Genomic DNA, 21,698 nt, shown 5'->3' with positions numbered 1-21,698 from the left:
GGGAATATTAAGACAATACATTTATGATAGAAACAAGTATGCAGACGAAATATGTAATATATGTTATTTTAATAGAAATAGTTCTTTCGATGCGGGGGAAATTAAGACATAGAAACGAGGGAATGAATTGAAGTATGGTTCTACACTTTTTCATCTTCCAAAAAGAAATATATTAATTTCTAGCATTATAAGTAGTATGGTGACTTTATTAGTAATAACTATGCTGTTTATGATTTTAAAGGTTTTCAATTTAGACATGATGAAAGATCATTTAAATCAAAAGCTTGTTTTAAGTGTTATGATGATTTTCGTATGGGGCATAACGTTTTATATTACGCATTTCAATAAAAAAGAGATGTCTATACTTAGAGCATCCCTACGAGTGCATTTTATATTATTTTTGCTAGCTCATACAGTAGCGTTATTTTATATTGTCATGCAAGTTAATATGAGTTTCATAGAGGCAATGAATTGGATTTACTTTTATAATATGCAGTTTATATTAAGTTTTGTAGTAATTTATGCAATATATATTCTTGTATATAATTTAATAGGTAAGGTTTTTCTAAGTATGGTTTTAACGAGCTGTACGTTAGTCATTTTATGTATTGTGAATTATTTGAAGCTTATTTTCAGAGGTGATCCGTTATATCCTTCTGATTTCACACAAATTACGCATATGCAATCTGTTATACCGATGGTGATGGACTATTTTAGTTGGAGTTATATTTTTGTCATTATCGTAAGTATCGTAGCTTGTATTGTAGCAGGGATATATATGAGAAGGTATATTCAAAATGTAAAGATTCATCTAGGAATAAGAGCCTTATTAGTAGTAGGATCTATTTTTGTTCTATATGCGTATGGTAATTTTGCGAATACATTTATGAATAAAGTATTTCAAAAATCAGGTGTAGATTTTGTTTTGTGGAATCAAAATGAGAACTATGCTTCAAATGGTTTTGTACTTGGTTTTATTAGCAATTTAGATACAACAGTTATGGAAAAACCAAAAAATTATTCTAAAGAAAATATGCTTCAAATAGCAAACGATATAAAAAAACAATATAGTGGAAATATAGGGAGCCAAAATAAAAAAGAGAAACCGAATATTATTTTTGTAATGAGTGAATCGTTTTGGGATCCGACGAAAGTAACTAACCTTTCTTTTAGTGAAGATCCTGTACCAAATTTACATCATTATATAGAAAACTTTCCTGGTGGACAAACTATTTCTCCTACATTTGGGGGGAATACGGCGAACGTTGAATTTGAGGCATTAACAAGTTATTCAATGAGTTTGTTAAAGCCAGGTTCTATACCATATCAGCAGGTTATTACAAATAAGAAAGAAATTCCATCAATTCCTACAGCGTTGAAAAAAGAAGGTTATTATACAAGTGCAATTCATTCATTTGGTCGCACATTCTTTAAACGTGATGATGTATATAAGGTGTTAGGGTTTGATAAGTTTAATGCAGAGGACACGATGGAAAATGTGGATATTGATGGAGATTATATTAGTGATTTAGCGATGAGTAAAGAGATAATTGCTGAGTTAGAGAAACAAAAACAACCTACATTTATTCATGCAGTTACGATGCAAAATCATTTTCCATTTACAGAGGGCCGATTTGGTGAAAACCTAATCGAAATTAGTGGTCTAGAAAATGAAGAATCAAAGGGAGAATTAGAGACGTATACAGAAGGATTAAGACGTTCAGATGAGGCTCTTCAATATTTAATAGAGCAACTAGATAATTTTGATAGACCTACATTATTAGTATTCTTTGGAGATCATCTTCCATCATTAGGAACAAATAAATCTTTTTATAAAGAAAATGGGTATATAACGAATGAAAAAACACCGAATGAACGTTTAGCGATGGCGCAAACACCGCTATTAATGTATGCAAACTTTGATATGCCAAATGATAATTTAGGTTTAGTAAGCCCAATTCATTTTTCTAATCTTATTTTTGATTATGCAGGATTAAATAAATCCTTATTTTATCAATTTTTATCGGAACTTTACAAGGAAATACCAGTGCTTAGAGATGAATTAAAAGTTGATAAAAATGGAGAAGTAATCAATGATTTAACAAAGAAACAAAAAGAAATGTTAGAGCAATATAAAATGCTTCAATATGATTTACTCGTTGGAAATCAATATAGTAAAGATATCCTCTTTAAATAAAAGAAACAAAAAGAACTTGTATAACGATACAAGTTCTTTTTTCATAGTATTTAACGGGGTAACCAGACAAGCTGGGTTTAGGGAGTATTACTTGTACATTTAGTATATATGAAAATGTAATCGTTTTATTTGTGTATTTGTGAGAAATATGTGAATTTTATGTTTTGTGAAAAATCGATTATGAACTTACTTTGTTAAGAAAATGATCATCCATCATAAAGGAGTGGTGAGCTTGTTAAGAAAATATCATTTACTTCCCACTGTCCATTTGGCGTTCCCTGCACTATGCCTAAGCGTTCGGAAACGATCACTGGCAGTTAAAGAGTTTTCATTGTTTGAAATTTTAACACCTGTATTTGTTGTCATTTCCTTTCCTTCGTTTTCACGCGTAAAAGATTGGAGTTGTTCGGTCTTTTTATTTTTTTTGCCATCCATAAAAAACACCTCCCATAATATACGTATTAATGATCATAGATTTTATGCTCTGTATATAGTCTAAATATATTGCGTTTTTGGTACGATTTTCCTCAAATGTTCGATTTATCTTTGTTTGTCTATGAAAATCATTTATTATAATAAATGGTATTCTTCGAGATATTATTTTGAAGGGGTGTTGAAGTGAAAGAAAGTTTTCTATCATATAAAGAAGAAGAAAGAAATGCAAAAATCCTTTTATGGGTGTTATATGTCATTGTTATTGTATATCAAATTTTCTATGCAATCGTATTAGAAGATAAATCAATAATGGATAAGGGATATAATATAATATGGCAAGTTATTTGCGGAGTAGCAATACTGTGCGTGAATATATATTTAATGAAAAAAGAGAAGGCAAACCTTGTTAAATATGCATGGATATTTGCATACATAGGGATAGAACTCGCTAATATATTTTCGTATGTTTTTTATAATAAGGCGGCGTTTGATGCGACAAATATAATAGAAATTATTCTCATTTTCTTTGTACCTATATTTTTAAATAAAAAATTCTATGTGTTTTTACTTTCCTCTATTGTAGGAAAATATTTAATTTATTTATTTGTATTAGAGGAAGTAAAAGCATTTATGTTCCTTATTATGTATACACTTATGTTAATAGCTGCATATATCATTTTAAACCGATTTTTACAATATCTTTCAGCTGTAAAGGAAAGTATTGCGATTGCTAGTGAATCACAGAAATTAGCAGTAATCGGAAAAATGGCAGCGACGGTTGGACATGAAATTAAAAATCCACTTGCTTCATTAAAAGGATTTACGCAATTACAACGAGAGAAGCATGAAGAGGATCCTATTTATAAACGTATGATTTTTGAAATAGAAAATATGAATAATATGATAAGTGAGTTAATGGAAGTTGCTACATGCAAACCTTCTATTTATAAGAAACATGATGTAGGAAAAATTGTATTACAAGTAATAACAAGTCTTCGTGAAAAAATAGATGAATTAAACATTCAGTTTATTTCTAATGTGGAAGAAAAAACAATAGAAGTTGAATGTGATGAACGAAAAATAAGAGGAGTCTTTTTATATACGATAAAAAATGCTTTAGAGGCAATGGGACAAGGTGGCATATTACATTTACAATTAGAAAATAAAGGGAAAGAATATGTAATGATCAGTGTGATCGATAATGGTCATGGTATTAAGCAAGAAAACTTACCCCGTGTTACAGAGGCCTTTTATACAACGAAACAAGATAAAATTGGTCTGGGACTGACGGTAGCGAATCGAATTGTCGCCGAGCACCTTGGTGAGTTGCATATTTCAAGTGAAAAAGATACTGGAACGAGAATAGACATCATTCTCCCAAGGAAGTGTGGAAATACTGAAATCCAAGTGGAAGAAAAGCTAGGAGTTACCATATGAATAAAGGCTATATATTTAAAAATGAAGAAATAAAGGCGCTGAAAGCATTTTTAAGTTTATTTTTTATTATATTTTTCGTATATGATCTTGCCTATGAATTTATCGTACCGTTAATCGGTGGAGAGCAAGAAGGTGTAGGAGAGTTTGAAGATGGTTTAGGTTTATGGCTTTACTTTTTGATGGTGGTATTGTTTTGCATTGGAATATACTTTATGAAATGGAAGAATGCTTTTGCGGTAAAATATATTATTCTAATTGGCTATAATGTATTAGATTGTATCCATAACATTATGATTTATTATGGTAGCGATGCAGAATTTGACGGTGGAAATATAGTAGAAGGATTTTTTATTTTGTTTGCACCAATCTTTGTGAATAAAAGATATTTCTGGTTAGTTCCAGCGATACTTATCGGAAAGTATGCTCTTACAGGAATCATTATTCAATCTTCTCTCGTTTTAATCCCAATGGCATTATATAGCGTATTTACTATCATATGTTGGATTATATTTTTAAGGGTTCAGTCTTACGTTCGTACGCTTGAGATGATGGACAAAGAAATAAAACAGACAGAAAAACTAGCAGCTGTTGGAAAGATGGCAACGGTTATTGGTTATAAGATTAGAAGACCTTTAGCAAACTTAAAAAAACTTGTGAATAAACAAGCAGACAAGCATCCAGAGGATAAAATTTATAGTGATATTATGAAACAAGAAGTAGATCGGATTCATATAATTGCTACAGAACTTAGTGGATTTGAGAAATCTAAATCACTAGAATCAGAAACTCATAACATACAAGAAATTATCTCTTATGTTATTCGAGTTATGGAAAAGCCAGCTTTAAAACAAGGAGTCTACATACAAGGTATTTACAGTAAAGACTTACCATCAATTATATGTGATGAAAAACGATTAAAACAGGTCTTTTTTAATTTAATCAAAAATGCAATTGAAGCAATGTCAGTTGGCGGAACAATTACGATTAAAGTTACTGTAAAAGATGGAATCATCGTTCAAGTGAAAGATGAGGGATGCGGCATTCCGAAAGATAAAATTCCAAAGTTAAATGAAGCCTTTTATACAACGAAAGAAACAGGAACTGGTCTAGGTTTAGTAGTTACAGAAAAAATTATTAAAGACCACAACGGTAAAATGAGTTTTGAAAGTGAAGTTGGGGTTGGAACGACAGTTGAAGTTATGTTACCACTGCATTAACTACAAAAAACATCACTTATTTGGAAGTGATGTTTTTTTATTTTATCTCGCTATTTGTGTATAGTAAAAATCTCATTTTATCGATAAAGAATGTATGATGTGTTTCTAACATCAAAATGTTTTTTGAAAGTTTTCAATATGGATTTCCTAAGAAAAATTCAGATTATAAAAATTAATAGTTTTTTTCTAAAAAAACTATTTTCTTTTTTGGGTTTTAATGGTATATTCAAAACACGATAAATAAATACCTATATTTGGCACACTATTCGAAAGGATAGGTCGCAAAGCTAAGAGTCTAAAGTAATGAAAATTACTATGATAGTCTGGTTGCAGTTTGGATTTTCACACATGTTGAGATGTATGAAAATCGAAGGGGCAACCGGATTTTTTATTGTCTCAAAAAGAAAAAATGAATGGGCACACTATTTGAAAGAATAGGTCGCAAAGCTAAGAGTCTAAGGTAATGAAAATTACTATGATAGTCTGGTTGCAGTTTGGATTTTCACACATGTTGTGATGTATGAAAATCCAAAAGGCAACCAGGCTTTTTATTTTCTAGGAATATACATTACGATTTGTAAATTTAGCTGAATAACAAATTAAATGTTCGAAATATTCTGTACATATAAAGTGAGGGAGGGAAGTACATTGCAAAATCAAATAGGGAAATTTGGCCGTATACTTCTCGCTGGAGGAATATTATTTACACAAATTGGTGTGCTAGACTACTCTGCAACAAAAGTTTATGCCATTACAAACGACGAGCAAGGACGTTTTATCGTTCATATGGATAAACAAGAAATAAAAGTTGATGAAAATGTAGTATTAAAGATTACAAATACAAATAAACAAGATGCTAATATCGAGCTGAAATTATCTAATGAGCAGCTGTTTAATGAAGCAGAAACGAAAAAAATGAATGAAAACAATAAAGCGATTCAAAACATTTCAGTAACAGAAGATCACATTGTAAAAATTGAAAAGAATGAACAAAGTAATTCTATCGGTGACGTATATGTAGTCATTCAAATGAAAAAAGCTGGAGAGTACAAATTTGAACCGATAGTGAAGTTTGAAGGGAATGAAAAGAAAATTGAATCTCCTTCTCTGCATGTTGGAGAGAAAAAAGAGGCTTTACATGTAGCTATTTCTGATGAAAATCCAAAGGTTTCAGAGGAAGTTGTGAAAAAAGAAATCAGTGAAAAAGTGAAAGTATCGGAAGAAAATAAAAAACAAGAAATAAATGCTACTAATGCTGAAATTCCAAAAGAAACGAAGGCTTTAGCGAAAGAAAAGGTTAATGAAGAACTCGTATCAAAGGAAAGTGAATTAAAAGAGAGCAATAAGGTCAACGAAAATAATCAGGAATTACCTGCTATTCAAGCTGAGAAGGTATTAAAGAGCCAATCTCTACTAGCTGCTAGTCCTGTTACAAGTATTCTTAAATATCCAAATGTAAAGGTAATAAATAATAGAACAGGTGAAGGGCCTTCTATCTCGGGTAAATATGCTTTTAGATTTGTTTGGAGCCCACAAGTAACATATGAGGTAAAGGGTAGTAGCGATGACAGAACTGGTCAAAGTCAATATACATTTAGAAATTCAAATAGAGAACAGTACGTATTAGTAAAAAAAGCTGGTGAATATCAAGGGAAATGGATTGATGTCCGTATTAATATTCACTCTATGACAGCTTCATCTGTAGATGTTAAAACACCAATAACTAAAGGTGATGCAAAAAACTTTTTACAATTATATGGGAACGGAAGGTCAGGACAAACTTATAATGCTTCCTTTGAATTTTATGAGCACGGAACAAGTAAAAAAGTACCATTAACGGCAATGTGGAATTTTAAAAGGATAAATAGTTATAAAAATGTTACGTTGCGTAATGATGGTAGTCATTTAACGAATTTATACGTGTATGATACGAGTTCAATTAGGTATCAAGATAAAGGGAATAATAAAATAGAGTTTTCTGGAACAGCAGGCCCAGTAGCTACTCCAGAAGCAGATATGACAATTACATTTGATAATTTAACAGAATTACCGCTAGAAGTTAGATTAAATGCTTCAGGTGTTAATGTAGCATACGACCAATTAGCGATCACACAAATTGAAATTCCAGCTCCAAGTGTAATAGGAGATATTGTGGAAGATAATTCCCGTCAACTTTCTTATAAGATATATCAAAATATGCCTGCTCAATCGAAAGATATTCACTATGCGAAATCTTTTGTATTAGAAAGTGAAGTGAATAAGGATTTTACTGTGAATGATGTTTCCATTCAAGATGTGGAGAGTGGAGATGATGTAAGTAGCTTCTTTGATATTAATAGGAAAAACAATAAAGTCACTGCAGTTGCGAAAGAAAATGCGCTAAAAACAGAAGAATTCAACGGGAAAATTTACGAGATGACAATTACAGGTTCTCCTGTAAAAGGTGCCGATGTAATGAAATATTACAAAGGTGGTTATCTTGAAATACCGGTGTCAGCTAAAAATTATTTAGATGGCGATAAGGATGGGCAAGATAGTAATCGAGATGGAATCGCAAAAATAAGGTATAAAGGTATTCCAACTGGGAAATCAGTCCCACAAAAAGTAGTGCAAGGAACAGATTTAACAAAAATGGATATTTCTAAATTTGTGACAGATTTATCTGTAGATACGAATTTGGATGTAGATAAACCAATATCAGTAGTGAAGTTAATCAATATTCCGGATACCAAAATAATAGGGAATCATACTGTAACGGTTGTAATTGAAACGAAGCAAGGTGTACAAGCGGAAATTCAAGTTCCAGTTACTGTTGTTGATGGTACTTTAAAGTTAGTAGACGTACCAAAAGAAATTACCTTTGGAGATTTAACAATTCCATCGAAAACAACGACATACGCACCGAAGGCGATTTCAAATTCTTTAAAGGTAACTGATGATCGTGTTAAAAAGCAAAAATGGAGTGTATATGTAAAGGAAATTACACCGTTAACTTCAGCACAAAATGACACATTGACAGGAGCATTGATTTACAAACGAAATGGAAAGGATACACCTTTAAGTACTTCTAGTATAGAAGCATTCTCGTATACTTCTAAAAACGACGAGGAGGTTTCACTAAATTGGAAGGAAAACGAGGGAATTCATTTACAAGTAAAACCAGGGCCGAATGTCAAAGCAAATACAAAATATTCCGGACAGCTAGAATGGACATTAACCGATGCTCCTCTCTAAAAATATATGAAATATATAAATTTTAGAAAGGAGAGAGTAATGAAAAAAATAGTTGGTATTATCGTTTCCACAGTTATATGTGTACCGTTTCTTATGGCAAATGTAGTAACGGCTACAAGTGCGAATTCAAAAGCAGGTATTACATTTTCGAATAGCTATACACCAAATACATCAACTGATCCGACAAAGATAAATACAAAAAAAGAGACAGTTGATAAAAATAAAAATGGAGATAAATATTTACCGAAAACAGGAGGCCAGACACGGGAATTCAAACAATATATAGGATTGTTTTCGATTGTTTTATCTCTATATGTATTCAAAAGAATTAGGGGAAAGCAAGTGTATTCAAAATAAAAAATAGATGAAAACAGAGAAAAGGGGAAGGTACATATGAAACTAGCAAAATTAGCATTAATCGGTGCAGTGTCATTAACATCAGTTGCAGCAGTAGGAACTTCAGCATTTGCGGAAGAGAAAGCAAATATGAAATCTAAAACAGATGTAACGTTTATTGAAGATACAAGCACAACAGATCCAAACAATCCAGAAAATCCAAATGAAAAAGTTACACCAGAGAACCCTGGTGACCATGAAAAAGGAACAAAAGGTCCATTAAGTATTAACTACGTTTCTAACTTACACTTCGGCGAGCAAGTTATCTCTGGTAATGATCAAACGTACTTTGCAAAATTGGACAAAGTGAAACAAGGGAGCAAAACAGTTGAAGTACCTAACTTCGTATCTGTAACAGATAACCGTGGTACAAATGCAGGATGGAAATTGAAAGTAAAGCAAAATGCACAATTTAAAAGTGGTAATAGTGAGTTAACAAATGCAGCTTTAAGCTTAAGTAATCCAGCTGTAAATTCTGTAACTGATGCACAATATGCACCTACCACATTTAAAAATAAAGTAACGTTAGCTCCAGGTGGAGATGCGGTGGAAATTACTACTGCCGCAAAGAATAAAGGTATGGGTGATTGGACGACTGCATTCGGTAAAGGAGCAGAACAAGGTAAACAGAGTGTGAGCTTATTCGTACCAGGTACGACAGCAAAAGAAAAAGGTGCGAAATATTCAGCTGAGCTAACTTGGACTTTAGAAGATACACCAAACTAAGGTTGTGTAAGATTGAAAATTAAGAATAAATGAATTTTTAAAAATAAAGGAGTATAAAACTATGAAACTAGCAAAATTAGCATTAATTGGAGCGGTAACATTATCATCAGTATCAGTAGGGACGTCTGCATTTGCAGCTGAGAAAGATGGCGGGAAATTAGATTCAAAAGCATTCATTAAATTCGAGAAAAATACAGATGAAATTGATGTTGTTAATCCAGAGAATCCAGATGAAACTGTAGATCCAGTTGATCCAGATAAAAAAGGTACAGATGGTCCACTAAGTATTGATTATGTATCTAACTTCAACTTTAAAACACAAAAAGCATCAGGGAATAACGAAATCTATTTTGCAGAATTAGATAAAGTAAAGAAAAAAGTAGACGGTTCTGTAATTGACGTGCCAAACTACGTTCAAGTAACAGATAACCGTGGTACAAATGCAGGATGGCATTTAACAGTAAAACAAAATGGTCAATTCAAAACTGCAGATGATAAAGCGTTGGATGGCGCGGCATTAACATTAAAAAATTCAGCTTTGAAATCAAATGCAGGTAGCGATGCACCAACAGCAGAACAATCTATCACATTAAATCCAAGTGGTGCAGCATCTGATTTAATCGATGCAAAAGAAAACCAAGGTATGGGTACGTGGGTAAATACGTTCGGTAAAGATGCAACAGAAGCGAAACAAAGCGTAGAGTTATCTGTACCAGGTAAAACGAAAAAAGAACAAACACAATACACAACTTCACTAACTTGGGAGCTAACAGACGCTCCTATGTAGGTAAGAGGAATTTTAAGATAAAAGAGGAAAATGAGAAGAGATAAGGGAATGGCTTTAACCTTATCTCTTTCTTGTCTATAAAATGGATATGAAGGGGACTACATAAGAGATGGTAAAAAAACTATTTACTAGCTTACTATTAATTACATTCTTCATGATAAACGCTTTTTCAGTATATGCAGCTGAAATGAAATTTGCTGTGACAGCAGTTATACCAGAAAATCAAATTGATAAAAATCAAACGTACTTTGATTTGAAAATGCAACCTGGACAAAAGCAAACAATTCAAGTCCAAATGAAAAATGATACGAATAAAGAAGTTGTGGTAGAATCGTTTGCTAATACAGCAATTACGAATAGCAATGGTATTACAGATTATAGTACAGTAGAACCAAAAACGGATTCTACTTTGAAATATCCGTTTTCTAAAATTGCTAAAATGCCAAAAGAAACGAAAGTCCCAGCTAACAGCATAGTGACAGTTGATATAAACTTGGAAATGCCAAGTGAGTCGTTTGATGGTGTTATTCTAGGTGGTTTATACTTTAAAGAAAAAGAAGATGAGAATGCAAAGAAAAAAGATGAAGGTGTGCAAATTGAAAATAAATATGCATACGCAATTGGTGTTGTTTTAAAAGAAACAGATGCTGAAGTAAAACCAGACATGAAATTAAACGAAGTAAAGCCAACACAAATTAACGGGCGTAACGTCGTTACTGCAAATTTACAAAACGTAAAGCCAGCAATGTTAAAAAATTTAAGTGTTGATGCAAAGATATATAAAGAAAAAGGTACGGACGTTTTATTTGAAGCGAAAAAAGAAAATTTAAGAATGGGGCCAAACTCAAACTTTGATTACGCTATTAGCTGGGAAAACAAAGCATTTGATCCAGGAACGTACCGAGTAGAAGTGAAAGCTACTGATGGCGATCAAAAATGGGAATGGACGAAAAAATTTACAATTGAAGGCAAGACAGCTGATAAGTTAAATGATACAGCGGTAGAAGCGAAAAAAGACTACACACTATATTACATTATCGGCGGAGTACTACTGTTAATTATATTATTAGTTCTTGTGTTCTTCTTAGGTAGACGTTCTAAAAAAGAGGACGATAACGAAAAATAATATATTGATAGGGTAAAAAGAAAATAATGGATGTTTTACTATGAAAAATATATAATGGCTTTGTCTGTTATTTGTTGTAGTTCATTTATATTTCTATTTGTTGACCCGAATTTCGGGTCTTTTTTTATGAAATGAATTGCTATATATCAGTAATTAGAAAAATAGAATATACAGCACTTGCAGTAATTCCAGGGGTAATATAAAGGGATATAGCATCTCCTCTTGCAACTGGGTTTCCAGTTGTAATACTAGTCCAAGTTACAGCAGCGGGACCTACTGCCGGAGTAGGATTAAATACTTGAATTTGTCCTGCTCTGCTATCCGTTGGTTTAATGGAAAATACCATAGTTCCAGTGTTTCCGTTAGAACTGCTGTTGCGTCTGCCGTCGCAACTAAAGCAATTAAGTGTTACATATAAGTTCTCCTTTCTATATTTTGAAAATCTAGTTTTTAAAATATAACTAATATATATATTATGAATTCTATATTTTTGTATGACAGATCGTATTTTGTGTCTAGATTTCAAAAATAGGGTGAGAGTGTATTGTATATCGAATTTTTTTCTATAAATACAGAATAATAAGTAGTTATAAAATATCTATTACTTATTTTGAAAATCTAGTATTTAATGAGACGAGAAAATCATCTGTTTTCTTAATAAAATCATCTGGTTGCACAGTAAATGTAGCAGATTGATAGTTTGGTAACCATTGTACGCCAATCGTTCGTACATCTGCCTGTTTTCCAGCAAGTATGTCAGCATCACTATCCCCAATAAAAATTGCTTCGTTTGCATTTACATTTAATGTATTTAATACAAAAAGAATACCTTCAGGGTCAGGTTTTGGCTTCATTACATCATCTCCAGCTACTATACAGTCGAAGAAAGAAACTAATCCTAATGCTTTTAGAGAGATGTCCAGGCTTCTTCTTGCTTTTCCAGTTACGATAGCTAACTGAAACCCTTGTTTTTTTAAATGTATTAAAAGGTCTACTATTTCATGATTTCGCTTTACGTAATCATGATGCTTTTCTTCATAACATTCATAGTATCTTTCAACTGCTACTTCTTTTTCTTCAGAAAGTAAGTTCTCATGAATAATACCAACTTCACTTGGACCAAACATAGAAAGAATCTCTGCTTCAGTAATTTCTTTATTATCAAATTGCCAAAAAACGTTTTGAAACGAGTAATAACATAAAGGTAAAGTATCAGCTAGTGTGCCATCAAAATCAAAAATAATTGTACGTAGCATTTTCTCACTTCCGTTTTAAGTTATTTTAAGGTTCATTTAAGTTAATTTGTTGTGATATACTTAAAATAACTTAAAAATACTTAAAAGTAAATAAAAATAGGTGAGAGTATGAATCAAGAGGAACGTTTAATAAAAATAATGGAGTATTTGAATGAACATAGGACGATGAGTTTGAAGATGATGTGTGAGCTATTTCAAGTTTCCAGAGATACAGCAAGAAGAGATATTGTAAAGTTAACAAATGAAACAACAATAATACGAACTCATGGTGGTGTAGCTTTATCATCTTTCCACCGTAAAATATCGGATTATGTAAATCGTGAGGAAAAAGAAATTGAATATAAGATATCTATTGGAAAGCAAGCTGCTTCTTTTGTAGGAGATAATGAAATTATTTATCTTGATGTTTCAACAACTGTTAACTGTATGGCTTCATTTTTGACAGCAAGTAACATAACGGTTGTTACAAATTCAATTGATACAGTAAATCATTTAATGGATATGGAGAATGTAAATATTCATATTTTGGGTGGAGAATTAAATAAACACTCACGTTATATGGCGGGTTTTTCTGCAATGGAGAAACTAAAAGATTATCATTTTGATAAAGTTTTTATTGGATCACCCGGTCTTACAGAAGATGGTGTTTATTATGCGTATGAGGAAGATATTCATTTTAAGCGTCAAATTGTTAAACAAACGAATGGAGTGTTTTTACTTGCCGATGAGACAAAAATGAATCAACGTCAAAACTTTAAGGCGCTGTCATTAGAATCAATAGATACAATTATTACGAATGGTGTTATTCCCGGCAATTTAGAAAGAGTAGTGAAAGAATATGGAATTGAGCTAATCACTGGAGTGAAGTAAAGGGGGACGTAAAAATGAAGGGAATTATATTTGATATTGACGGAACAATGTTAGATACGGAAAAAGCGGTTTTATATTCATTACAGAGAACGTTGCGAGATGAAGGGATGAATTATTCATTAGAAAAGCTACATTTTGCATTAGGTATTCCTGGTATGGCTGCGTTACAAGAAATTGGTGTGGAAAATATGAAAGCAGTTCATGAGAAATGGATACGTAATATGGCAGATTTTAAGAATGAAATTACAGTATTTAAAGGAATTGCGGAAGTGATTGAAATAGTATCTTCATATAAGATTCGAACAGGTATTGTTACTTCAAAAACACGCCAAGAGTTTATCAATGATTTCAAGCCATTTGGATTACATTCATATTTTGAACACTCTATTTGTGTAGAAGATACAATAAAACATAAACCACATCCAGAGCCACTTGTGACATGTCTAAAAAGATTGAATATAGATGCACAAGAAGCAATATACATAGGTGATTCAGTATATGACTTACAATGCGCAAAACAAGCGGGAGCAAAATTTGGTTTAGCCCTGTGGGGAGCGAAAACAAGGAAAGGATTCGAGGAGGCTGATTATATTTTTCAAACGCCTCATGAAATTTTAAGTTTAGTAAAAAGAGATAGCTAAATTAGCTATCTCTTTAAAAATTTATAACCACCATTTCTCCTGCGGAAGCAAAATAACATCCACATCAAAATTCTCTTTAAACCAATCATACATCAATGTCTCTTTCACTAAATATTCAGAGGCAGAGTGTGACACACCAATTAGAGACATATTCGTTTCTTTTACATAATCCATAATGAGCGAGTATTTATGTCTGCCGTAATTATTATCGATATGGCAATGGATTTCTCCTGTAATATATGCTTCAGCACCTTTTTCTTCTGCTTCCTTCATTAAAGATACAACATCGCCACATCCAGCGATAATTGCGATTTTTTTGATGGAATCATGTCGTTTACCTTCGAAGTCTGTGTAAGGAATCTGGAAGAGTTGTTTTAGATGTTTTTGGAGTGCTTCTGTTGATGTTTCATCTATTTCACAAATAAGGCCAACTGGTTCTTGTTCTGGACCTCCATATGCAAAGTCGTCCACTACAGTAGCGTTTAATGCTTTTGCAATTGAAATACTCGTTCCATGTGTTTGATGAAAATCCATTGGTACGTGACATGTATATATAGAAAGTTGTTTTTCTTTTATTCCTTGCAAATATTTTTCAGGAATTGGTAAGAAACCGCGGCCTGATCTTCCAAGCGGATCACCGCACTCCATTACAAGGGGATGGTGCATAAAGAGTAAATCACCGGGTGTGGATTGTGAAATGAATGTTTCAAGAACGTCATCTGTAGGGAATACAGCTAAAAATACTTTGTTTACATTTTCAGATCCGTGCATCATAAGGCCGTTAAATAAATCTACAAAATTTGCTTCGAAAAATTGTTGCCAAGGAAATTTGATAGGATCATATACGGCTGGGATAAATCGACTAAAGGCACTATCTTTTCCGTATTTTTCAATTTGGAATAAGTGATCGAGTGATTGCTCTATTTTTTTTAAGGCTGGCATGTTTGATAATCCTCCTTAAGATGATTCTTGCTTTATGAGTTGTTTGTATTCTTCGTAGCAAAATAAGAAGCGGATAGGAAACAAATAAAACCTAGAATCCAGCTAATAGAAGGAGAATAGGGAAGTACATGCTGTAATAGCATTCCGCTAGAAATGAAGAAACTACTAAATACACCTAATAACATGGGATATCGTTGTAGTTTGAACACAGATAGTAAACATCCTTTCTCCTGCATGAACTACTCATAAAAGCTCGATTGCTGAAACTTTATCACATACATTGTATATTAGTCTTAATTTTCTGTATATAACTTTTAAGAAAAATGGTGATACAATATATGAATGATAAGAGAAGAGAGGATGAAGATTAACATATGTACGTTACTGTAACAGAAGCAGCATATAAAAAGATTATGGATACGATTCCAAGTGAAGCGAAATATATAAAGTTATTTTATGATAATGAAGGTTGCGGTTGTGTTATGAGCGGAATCATCGATTTAGTAGCTGTAGCAGAGAAAGATGAGCGCGATGTGGATATTGAATCAAGCACAATGAACTTTATCGCTGATCGTACAAAGCTTGTATTTATGGACGATAAGTTAACGGTTGATTGGCATGAAGGTGGAGGAACTTTTCAGTTGAAGAGCCCAAGCCAGTTTTATAATCCAAATATGAAATTACACGTTCGAGTATAGTAAAGGTGAGTCCAAAATGTATTTTGGACTCACTTTTTTTATTTTATAAGTCGCTATTATTGTCGATAAGTCGATATATTGAAAAAATCGCTGATATAAATGGAGTTGCGCTGATATATTTGGGAAATCGCCGATATAATTTCATTTACCAAAACGTTTCATATAATAAAAAGATTTTTTCACATAATGAAATGTACATGTGATTGAATTTTCTGTATAATCTTCTTTGCGGAGGGGATACGCATGAGAAGATGGGGAATTGAGTTATTAATTTTAAGTGTTGTTATTATTTGGGGGATTAACTATACAATTGCGAAGTATGGACTTTTAGAATTTACAGCAATTGAGTTTACTGCACTTCGTATGATGGCGGCGGCACCGCTTCTGTTACTCCTTACCTTTTGTATTGAAAAGTCGGTTTATATGGAGCGAACGGATATACCTAGATTAATTATCGTTAGCGTTGTAGGTATTGTACTGTATCAAACGTTATTTATGGAAACTGTCAAATATACATCCGCTACAAATGCCTCTTTACTCATTTCTATTTCACCTATTTTTACAACTGCATTTGCGATTTTCTTGAAACAAGAAAAGTTTTCTTCTCGAAAGTTAATCGGTTCTATGACTGCCTTTGTTGGTGCAGCCTTAGTTTTAGTAGCAGGACATTCACTTACTAGTTCTTTTTATGGCAATGGAATTGGACTTATTACATCAATATGCTGGGGGCTTTATCCTGTTTTAGCAGGACCATTAATTAAAAAATATTCAGCATTACGTGTTACTGCATGGTCTGCATTAGTGGGTGCGATTCCGCTATTATTGTTAAGTGGTCCACATGTATTTGTCATGCCATTTCACATTACTCACGGAATGACACTATTTGCTTTACTATATTCTATTTTCTTTGTAACAGTATTCGGTTTAGTAATGTGGTATGTTGGAGTTCAAAAAATTGGGGCGTCACATACGATGGTATATATGTATATAACGCCGCTTGTAGCTGTTTTATTTGCAGCTGTCTGGGCAAATGAATATGTATCGTTTCAACAGATCATCGGTGGAATTATCATTTTTGTCGGTCTATGGTTTGTGAAATCGGAGAAAGTAAAAGTTCATTCTATTGCAGGGGAACCTATATCAAAATAGGAAAACAGATCACCTATGATCTGCTTTCCTATTTTTTTATTTTTGGTAAGAAGATGAGAAACAAGATAGCAGTAATAAGTGGAATTAAGTTTAAAAATGGAATACGGAAGAGTGTAATAAGAATAATACCTGGAAGAAGAACACCGAGGACAGCGTAAAAAATGCTATGATTTTTCGTGTACCAATACAATGAAAGTCCAATAAGTGCAGGGATAATGAGGTGAATGAGAGCCATTAAAAAATAAATCATTAGACGCCCCCTTTATTTGTGTGCTTATTACATCATATCCGTATGTTCATAGATTGATATCATTTTTTTCATAAATGGACGAAAAAAGTTTGAAAAACCGTCACAAAATATGAGAATATGATGTTTGAAATCTTGTATAATATTATTTTCTAAAAACATTTAAACAACATAAACATACTGTTTATGTTGTTTTTAATTTGAATGAAATGAATGTAAGGAATATGAATTTGAAAGAAATTTTTTGTTGGATAGATAAGAACGAATGAAGAGAGGTACAGCATGATTAGTATGTCACTAAGATCATTTAAAATCCAATCGTATTATATACTAGGTATTTTGTTACTAGGTTGGATGTTAACACCGTTTTCAGCACACTTTTTAGGCGCTGGAATTGGGCTTATTGTAAGTATGTATTGCGTTTGGCTTTTAGGCAGAAGAATTGAGAAGCTTGGAGATAGTATTGTAAAGAAGACGAAAGCACCGACACTCGGTATGTTTAACCGTTTTGCAGCTGCCATTTTGGGTGCTATTATTATGTACGAAATTGAGCACCACATGGTTATGTGGGCATTTGCAGTAGGGATTATGGGTGGGTATTTCTTAATCGTTGTGAATTTAGGTTACTATAGCATGAAAGATGAGAAAGAACTAACAAAGAGCTAAAAAGATAAAAGACTTCTTTTTAGATGGAATAGATGATCCAGTCACGAATAGAAGCGGTCAGGGCCTTTTTTAGCCCCATACGATGTGAAACCCGAGAGATGTAGTGAGTAGGGATATAATGTATATATTCGAAGCTGTAATTTTATAATCTAGGTCACAGATGAAGAGATTAGCGTTTCACTTTATATAAGATATAGAAAGAAGCTTACGTTTTCACGTAAGCTTCTTTTTTATGTAAGTGTGTGTAACCGTTAAGCCGCATTGGGTTTTGTCGGTGAGTACGCGAAACTTTACGGTTACACGACACTTATTCATATGAGTAAAGGGTTATTCCAACAGAAAGTTTTAATTTAAGCGATTGGACCGCCTAAGTTAATAATGTCTTCAGATACGCTGTCGAATTTTTTGAAGTTAGCTTTGAATTCATTTGCAAGTTCGATTGCTTTTGCTTTGTAAGCAGCTTTATCAGCCCAAGTTTGTTCAGGCATTAACACTTCGTCAGGTACACCTGGTACGTGAAGTGGAACTTCAAGACCGAAGATATCATGTTTAGCTGTTTCAGTTTTTGCAAGTTCACCGTTTAATGCAGCTTGAATCATTGCACGAGTGTAACCTAAGTTCATACGTTTACCAACGCCGTATTCGCCACCAGTCCAGCCAGTGTTTACTAAGAATACTTTCGCATCGTGTTTCTCGATTTTTTCACCAAGCATTTCAGCGTAGCGAGATGCATCAAGTGGTAAGAATGGTGAACCGAAGCAAGTTGAGAATGTAGCTTGCGGAGAAGTAACGCCGCGCTCTGTTCCTGCTAGTTTACTAGTGTAACCACTTAAGAAATGATACATAGCTTGCTCTTTTGATAACTTACTGATTGGAGGCAATACGCCAGATGCATCAGCAGTTAAGAAAATAATTGTATTTGGGTGTCCAGCAACACTTGGCAGTACGATATTGTCGATCGCATGCATAGGGTATGCAGCACGAGTATTTTCTGTTAAAGTAGTATCGTTGTAGTCGGCGATACGTGTTTGGTCATTAATGATAACGTTTTCTAAAACAGATCCAAATGTGATTGCATCGAAAATTTGTGGTTCTTTCTCGTGAGAAAGGTTTACACATTTCGCGTAGCAACCGCCTTCAATATTGAATACACCGTTATCAGACCAACCGTGCTCATCATCACCGATTAATTTACGGTTTGGATCAGCAGATAATGTTGTTTTACCTGTTCCAGATAAACCGAAGAATAGTGCTACGTCACCTTCTTCACCTACGTTTGCAGAGCAATGCATAGAAAGAATATCTTGTTCAGGTAGTAAGAAGTTCATAATAGAGAAGATTGATTTTTTCATTTCTCCAGCGTATTCTGTACCACCAATTAGTACAATACGTTTTTCGAATGAAACCATAATGAATGCTTCAGAGTTTGTACCGTCAACAGCTGGATCAGCTTTGAAGTTCGGTGCAGAAACAATTGTGAACCCTGACTCATGAGTTGTTAATTCTTCTTCAGTTGGACGAATGAATAATTGATGTACAAATAAATTGTGCCATGCATATTCATTAATAACTTGAATTGGTAGGCGGTAATTGCGGTCAGCGCCTGCAAATCCTTTGAAGACGAATAACTCTTCTTTTTCTTTTAAGTATTCTAAAACTTTAGTATATAATTTATTAAAATGTTCTTCAGAAATCGGTTGGTTTACAGCTCCCCAAGCAATTTTGTCAGCAACCGATGCTTCTTTCACAATAAATTTATCTTTAGGAGAACGTCCTGTATATTTTCCTGTTGAAGCAGAAACGGCACCAGTAGAAGTTAATTTCCCTTCATTTCGCATTAATACTTTTTCCACTAATTGCGGAACACTTAGTTGAATCTGTGCATTGCTTCCGTTCAATAATTCGTGTAAACCAATTTGGACATTCACAGTACTCATATTTATATACCATCCTTTTCATTTAATGAAATATTTCTCGTAATCCCCAACAAGAGTATAACACAATTATATAAATAATGTATACTATTTATTTCTTTTTGTTTGTGTGAATGCATTATTTCCCTATTAATATTTCATTTCAGGCGTATTGAGAAAAACTTTCAGGAAAATGTGAATATTAATTGACAAATGAATATCATTTCTTTAGTATAGGTTGGGACGGATACTCTCTTATCCCGAGCTGGCGGAGGGACAGGCCCGATGAAGCCCAGCAACCTCACTTGTATTGGTAAATACAGGTGAATAGGTGCTAAAACCTGTGCGAGGCTACAGGTCTCGAACGATAAGAGCGAAGGGCAAAAAGCAGTATGCAAGTAGCAAATTAAACCTTTCCTCTATGTAAAGTAGGAAAGGTTTTTCTGTATGCTTGTGTGGGAGAATAAATGTATGTCGCAGTTTGTGGCAAATTAAGGATGAGTTCCGTACAATATATACAATTACTGTAGGGAGGTTTACCACATGACAAAAAAACGTCATCTGTTCACATCTGAGTCTGTAACTGAAGGACATCCAGATAAAATTTGTGACCAAATTTCTGATTCAATTTTAGATGCGATCTTATCAAAAGACGCAAATGCACGTGTAGCTTGTGAAACAACTGTAACAACTGGTTTAGTATTGGTAGCGGGGGAAATTACGACTTCTACTTACGTAGATATTCCAAAAATCGTTCGTGAAACAATTCAAGGCATTGGTTACACACGCGCAAAATACGGATTCGATGCAGAAACTTGTGCAGTTTTAACATCTATCGATGAGCAATCTGCTGACATCGCTATGGGTGTTGACCAAGCGCTAGAAGCACGCGAAGGTCAAATGACTGACGCTGAGATTGAGGCAATTGGTGCAGGAGACCAAGGTTTAATGTTTGGTTTCGCATGTAATGAAACACAAGAGTTAATGCCACTTCCAATCTCGCTTGCTCACAAATTAGCTCGCCGTTTAACTGAAGTACGTAAAGATGATACATTATCATACCTACGTCCGGATGGAAAAACGCAAGTTACAGTTGAGTATGATGAAAATGGTAAACCAGTACGTGTTGATACTATCGTAATTTCTACACAACATCACCCAGATGTTACATGGGAAGAAATCGATCGCGACTTAAAAGAGCACGTAATTAAAGCTGTAGTACCAGCAGAATTAATGGATGGAGAAACGAAATTCTTCATTAATCCAACTGGCCGCTTCGTAATTGGTGGACCACAAGGTGATGCTGGTTTAACAGGACGTAAAATCATCGTTGATACTTACGGTGGATACGCTCGCCACGGTGGCGGTGCATTCTCTGGTAAAGATGCAACAAAAGTTGACCGTTCTGCAGCATATGCAGCTCGTTATGTTGCGAAAAACATCGTAGCAGCTGGTCTTGCTGAAAAAGCAGAAGTACAACTTGCATACGCAATCGGTGTAGCACAACCAGTATCAATTTCAGTTGATACATTCGGCACTGGTAAAGTATCTGAAGACGTACTAGTAGAACTAGTTCGTAACAACTTCGATCTTCGCCCAGCTGGTATTATTAAAATGCTAGACTTACGTCGCCCAATTTACAAACAAACAGCAGCTTACGGCCACTTCGGACGTACTGATGTAGATCTATCATGGGAGCGTACAGACAAAGCAGCAGCTTTAAAAGAGCAAGCTGGTCTATAATATATGAAAAAAAGCTTT

General features: G+C 33.6%; 18 protein-coding genes, 2 pseudogenes and 3 riboswitches. Of the genes and pseudogenes, 14 read left to right on the top strand and 6 right to left on the bottom strand.

Features of this window, described 5'->3' with window-relative positions:
- Positions 1 to 127 precede the first annotated feature (127 nt).
- Positions 128 to 2,197, top strand: coding sequence for an LTA synthase family protein (locus tag DN404_RS04530; protein WP_000873636.1), 2,070 nt, complete (start codon positions 128 to 130; stop codon positions 2,195 to 2,197).
- Between the two features lie 291 nt (positions 2,198 to 2,488).
- Here the strand turns inward: DN404_RS04530 and DN404_RS04525 are convergent.
- Positions 2,489 to 2,632: pseudogene (locus DN404_RS04525) on the bottom strand (catalase); the annotation flags it as partial.
- 183 nt (positions 2,633 to 2,815) lie between these two features.
- Here DN404_RS04525 and DN404_RS04520 point away from each other — a divergent pair.
- From DN404_RS04520 to DN404_RS04490, 7 genes are all read left to right on the top strand, one after another.
- The gene (locus DN404_RS04520; protein ID WP_000664890.1) at positions 2,816 to 4,069 is read left to right on the top strand and encodes an ATP-binding protein; all 1,254 of its coding nucleotides are present in this window, start codon (positions 2,816 to 2,818) and stop codon (positions 4,067 to 4,069) included.
- Complete coding sequence (locus DN404_RS04515; protein ID WP_001032627.1) at positions 4,066 to 5,286, top strand: ATP-binding protein; 1,221 nt, start codon at positions 4,066 to 4,068, stop codon at positions 5,284 to 5,286. The genes DN404_RS04520 and DN404_RS04515 overlap by 4 nt, the downstream gene beginning before the upstream one ends.
- Positions 5,287 to 5,532: 246 nt before the next feature.
- Positions 5,533 to 5,621: riboswitch (cyclic di-GMP riboswitch) on the top strand.
- A gap of 71 nt (positions 5,622 to 5,692) precedes the next feature.
- Positions 5,693 to 5,781, top strand: a riboswitch (cyclic di-GMP riboswitch).
- 153 nt (positions 5,782 to 5,934) lie between these two features.
- Positions 5,935 to 8,520, top strand: a complete 2,586-nt coding sequence (locus tag DN404_RS04510) for a WxL domain-containing protein (RefSeq protein ID WP_149214769.1) — start codon at positions 5,935 to 5,937, stop codon at positions 8,518 to 8,520.
- A gap of 39 nt (positions 8,521 to 8,559) precedes the next feature.
- Positions 8,560 to 8,877: a hypothetical protein gene (locus DN404_RS04505; protein ID WP_000724867.1), complete on the top strand. Its 318-nt coding sequence runs from the start codon at positions 8,560 to 8,562 to the stop codon at positions 8,875 to 8,877.
- A 36-nt stretch (positions 8,878 to 8,913) separates the two neighbouring features.
- Complete coding sequence (locus DN404_RS04500) at positions 8,914 to 9,642, top strand: WxL domain-containing protein (RefSeq protein WP_000761534.1); 729 nt, start codon at positions 8,914 to 8,916, stop codon at positions 9,640 to 9,642.
- A gap of 61 nt (positions 9,643 to 9,703) precedes the next feature.
- Positions 9,704 to 10,429 carry a WxL domain-containing protein gene (locus DN404_RS04495; RefSeq protein WP_006924843.1) on the top strand — a complete coding sequence of 242 codons (726 nt, stop codon included), beginning with the start codon at positions 9,704 to 9,706 and terminating at the stop codon, positions 10,427 to 10,429.
- Positions 10,430 to 10,538: 109 nt separating this feature from the next.
- Complete coding sequence (locus DN404_RS04490; RefSeq protein WP_149214768.1) at positions 10,539 to 11,555, top strand: WxLIP family cell surface protein; 1,017 nt, start codon at positions 10,539 to 10,541, stop codon at positions 11,553 to 11,555.
- A gap of 139 nt (positions 11,556 to 11,694) precedes the next feature.
- Here DN404_RS04490 and DN404_RS04485 read toward each other — a convergent pair.
- Positions 11,695 to 11,910, bottom strand: a pseudogene (locus DN404_RS04485) (collagen-like protein); the annotation flags it as partial.
- 250 nt (positions 11,911 to 12,160) lie between these two features.
- Positions 12,161 to 12,811 carry an HAD family hydrolase gene (locus DN404_RS04480; RefSeq protein ID WP_000946544.1) on the bottom strand — a complete coding sequence of 217 codons (651 nt, stop codon included), beginning with the start codon at positions 12,809 to 12,811 and terminating at the stop codon, positions 12,161 to 12,163.
- Positions 12,812 to 12,919: 108 nt separating this feature from the next.
- Here DN404_RS04480 and DN404_RS04475 point away from each other — a divergent pair, with 108 nt between their 5' ends.
- Together DN404_RS04475 and DN404_RS04470 are read left to right on the top strand one after the other, a co-directional pair.
- Entirely contained in the window at positions 12,920 to 13,681 is a 762-nt protein-coding gene (locus DN404_RS04475; protein ID WP_001070959.1) for a DeoR/GlpR family DNA-binding transcription regulator, read from the top strand.
- A 14-nt stretch (positions 13,682 to 13,695) separates the two neighbouring features.
- The gene (locus tag DN404_RS04470) at positions 13,696 to 14,322 is read left to right on the top strand and encodes an HAD family hydrolase (protein WP_000676032.1); all 627 of its coding nucleotides are present in this window, start codon (positions 13,696 to 13,698) and stop codon (positions 14,320 to 14,322) included.
- A gap of 21 nt (positions 14,323 to 14,343) precedes the next feature.
- Here the strand turns inward: DN404_RS04470 and DN404_RS04465 are convergent, their stop codons facing one another.
- The gene (locus DN404_RS04465; RefSeq protein WP_001111126.1) at positions 14,344 to 15,264 is read right to left on the bottom strand and encodes a Nif3-like dinuclear metal center hexameric protein; all 921 of its coding nucleotides are present in this window, start codon (positions 15,262 to 15,264) and stop codon (positions 14,344 to 14,346) included.
- A 374-nt stretch (positions 15,265 to 15,638) separates the two neighbouring features.
- Between DN404_RS04465 and DN404_RS04460 the strand changes: the two genes are divergently transcribed.
- Together DN404_RS04460 and DN404_RS04450 are read left to right on the top strand one after the other, a co-directional pair.
- Entirely contained in the window at positions 15,639 to 15,962 is a 324-nt protein-coding gene (locus DN404_RS04460; RefSeq protein ID WP_000289570.1) for an iron-sulfur cluster biosynthesis family protein, read from the top strand.
- A gap of 243 nt (positions 15,963 to 16,205) precedes the next feature.
- A complete protein-coding gene (locus tag DN404_RS04450) occupies positions 16,206 to 17,111 on the top strand; it encodes a DMT family transporter (RefSeq protein WP_001255411.1) in 906 nt (301 codons plus the stop codon).
- 28 nt (positions 17,112 to 17,139) lie between these two features.
- On the opposite strand, the gene DN404_RS04445 is transcribed toward DN404_RS04450, so the two are convergent.
- Positions 17,140 to 17,361: a hypothetical protein gene (locus DN404_RS04445; protein WP_000639042.1), complete on the bottom strand. Its 222-nt coding sequence runs from the start codon at positions 17,359 to 17,361 to the stop codon at positions 17,140 to 17,142.
- Between the two features lie 279 nt (positions 17,362 to 17,640).
- On the opposite strand from DN404_RS04445, the gene DN404_RS04440 reads away from it, so the two are divergent.
- A complete protein-coding gene (locus DN404_RS04440; RefSeq protein ID WP_000624926.1) occupies positions 17,641 to 18,024 on the top strand; it encodes an ATP synthase subunit I in 384 nt (127 codons plus the stop codon).
- A gap of 350 nt (positions 18,025 to 18,374) precedes the next feature.
- Here the strand turns inward: DN404_RS04440 and pckA are convergent, their stop codons facing one another.
- On the bottom strand, positions 18,375 to 19,961 hold the full coding sequence (gene pckA, locus DN404_RS04435) for a phosphoenolpyruvate carboxykinase (ATP) (protein WP_000108815.1): 1,587 nt from the start codon (positions 19,959 to 19,961) through the stop codon (positions 18,375 to 18,377).
- 228 nt (positions 19,962 to 20,189) lie between these two features.
- A riboswitch (SAM riboswitch) is annotated at positions 20,190 to 20,311 on the top strand.
- 169 nt (positions 20,312 to 20,480) lie between these two features.
- Here pckA and metK point away from each other — a divergent pair.
- A complete protein-coding gene (gene metK, locus DN404_RS04430) occupies positions 20,481 to 21,680 on the top strand; it encodes a methionine adenosyltransferase (protein ID WP_000163123.1) in 1,200 nt (399 codons plus the stop codon).
- Positions 21,681 to 21,698: the final 18 nt, after the last annotated feature.

This window comes from Bacillus sp. TE8-1, from assembly GCF_008368855.1.
GTDB lineage: Bacteria > Bacillota > Bacilli > Bacillales > Bacillaceae_G > Bacillus_A > Bacillus_A cereus.
The sequence above is the reverse complement of the archived record's forward strand: the minus strand, read 5'-3'. Positions and strand labels throughout refer to the sequence as shown.